Raw genomic sequence first — 2,548 nt, 5'->3', positions numbered from 1 at the left:
CATAGGATTTTACAAATCTAATTTTCTTGGTATTTCTTATATTTTAAAGGGACTGCAACTAGAATGCGGTAAAACCGCATTCTGTTACAGCCCCATTTATTTTGCTGTATGACTCTAACAGCTAAATTTATTGTAAGCTGTAGGAAAAATATAATTTTAGGATGAACATTAATTATATACCGCTCTCTCCGTATTAAAATTAAAACGCCATAAAAATACATATTATTCTTATATAAAACCCAAGTCTAAAACTCAACAATCTGCCCTTGAAAACCCATATGTTGTAACTTGGTGATTATTCTATTAGTACTTTCTATATTATGATTCTGTATATGCCAAGTTATATTATTAATATCTGATCGAGTATTTAATAAATCAATAATATATCGAATATAAACTTCATCTGATATTCCATAAGAAAATCCATATGAATAGACGCTGTCTACCTCTTGTAAAATGTCAAAAAAAGTTTTATGATGCAATAAAATATCACTTGTATTCTTTCTTAAGTCATTATGTATCCTATTTTTCTCGTCTTCTAACTCATTCAAATCATCTATTGAAAAATCAGAAGCTACTGGCTCAAGTGTATAAAACTCAGATAGAAAACGTCTATTAACATTTGTCTCTTTAAGCTCTTGGTTATGCCCCATAACAAGTAACGTATCCTCGTATACACTACCATGAATGTGGCAGATTCTATCAGGGGTAATAGCATAAACCCGTTCAAGCGTACTTGTATAATTAAAATTCAAAAAATGACTATTATTCGACAATACTCGTACAAAAGCTTCATTACGCTTTACTTCATCGTAAGAAATTGTATTAATCCAATCAAATAGATTATTATTTAACCTCGATAATACTTCACGTACACTTGAAAGAGTTTCAATCATATTATGTGAGCTTATGCCGACGTTATCATAAAGCTCATAGTCATCTCTATAAGGAGTTAATAAATCATCAAAATCTAAATAAGCTAAAGACTCTTCAAAAGAACTCCAAAAAATAGAACCAGATTCGAGCATATCTATAAAAGTGCTATCATACTCTAATAAATATTGTTTAAAATCTGAATATTTTGTTTCTAATCCATGATTTAAATCAAAACCATTTCCGATAATCCAAAATTGCCGCTCACACATAACTCTAATGCCTCCTTTTTAATATCCATCAACTAGCTATATAAATAATATAGTAAAAGAAATATTATTGTTAGCAATTAAATTGAAACATAAAATCAGACAAACAACTATATTATTATACAAAATTCCTAATCCATTTCAATAGTTAAAATCACCCTGATGTAATAGTATGTATAACAACAAACATAATTGTATAATTTAGTTATTTTTTCTATACCATCACATCAGTATTTGTCCTTATCAAGAACACCACCTAAATAACTTTAATGTTGATTTAGGTGGTGTTCTTTATTGTTATGATACTAAAACTAATAAATTTCTAGTTAAAAGATTCTCGTTTCCATTCATCCAACTGCTCACGTAAACTACCTACTATTTCCATTTTTATTTCTAAAAGGCTACGTCCTTCAGGTACTTTAATACATGCTAGTAGATCGTTATAATCAGGAATCACCTCATCATTAGGATTATAGCGTTTAAATACACTAAGAAGTATATTTATATCTAATTCACGAGTCTCTGCATATTGTTGGATTTTCTTTATAAGTATACTTTCTTTCCACTCAGAAAAAGCTTCTTCAATATCCTTATTTGTAGGAATAAGACCAGGGACTAGAGCCTCATCTACAAATTGGAGCAATAAATTAGCAGATTTAGCTTCACCTAATGCTTCTGGTTGGGCTATTTGCTCGTTAAGTAAACGAAGTGTTTCATCGTCAACACATTGTACACTACCTTCTGTATGTACTCTATTTCCAATTAACTTCATAACTGTGGCTGCTGTGATTAATTCAGTGCCCTCAAGTTTAATATCACCTTGCATTGGATTAATAGAACCACTATCAGTTTCTTCAGCCGGGAATAAATTTCTGTATGCACCGGCATATCTTTGCCACTCGGCTAGAGTAATACCAAAGGCATCATCCCATTCGAAAACATAATACTGTTTGACTCTATTAAGTTGAGCTGCCGCAGCACGATAGGCTTTCCCTATGATAACTTTATAATCTTCATCATTTTCATAGATTTTCCAATCTGCTGGATTTGGAAATACCGACTTCAACTCAGAAACAGCGCTTGCAAATTTAGCTACAGCTACATCATATTCATCAACAATCGCTTTGGAGTTTTCACCGCCACTACTATATAACGATAAAGCTCTATGAACATTATCCTCGGTAATCAGAGTAATAGTAACTATACAAATATTGCTTAATATCTGTAAAATAACATTCATATCATTAAGAAATTCCATATAACTCCCTCAAATATAACTACTAAAAACAATACTAAAAGCGGATAGCTCATTATGATATGTACCCATTTTCCTGGACACATATTATTTACTAGCCTAAACACATGGATGCTTCCCTGTATTTTACAGGAGGCATCCATTTTGTTTT

2 protein-coding genes are annotated in these 2,548 nt (G+C 31.1%); both read right to left on the bottom strand.

The genetic code is table 11. The features are described from left to right. Positions 1 to 245: 245 nt before the first annotated feature. Positions 246 to 1,145 carry a bacteriophage abortive infection AbiH family protein gene (locus VEI_RS09230; RefSeq protein WP_059364587.1) on the bottom strand — a complete coding sequence of 300 codons (900 nt, stop codon included), beginning with the start codon at positions 1,143 to 1,145 and terminating at the stop codon, positions 246 to 248. A 319-nt stretch (positions 1,146 to 1,464) separates the two neighbouring features. Beyond that, positions 1,465 to 2,400, bottom strand: coding sequence for a type I restriction endonuclease subunit R, EcoR124 family (locus VEI_RS09225; RefSeq protein WP_059364585.1), 936 nt, complete (start codon positions 2,398 to 2,400; stop codon positions 1,465 to 1,467). Between the last annotated feature and the right edge of the window lie 148 nt (positions 2,401 to 2,548).

Origin of the sequence: Veillonella tobetsuensis (genome assembly GCF_001078375.1) — a bacterium.
GTDB classification, from domain to species: Bacteria; Bacillota; Negativicutes; order Veillonellales; family Veillonellaceae; genus Veillonella; species Veillonella tobetsuensis.
The sequence above is the reverse complement of the archived record's forward strand: the minus strand, read 5'-3'. Positions and strand labels throughout refer to the sequence as shown.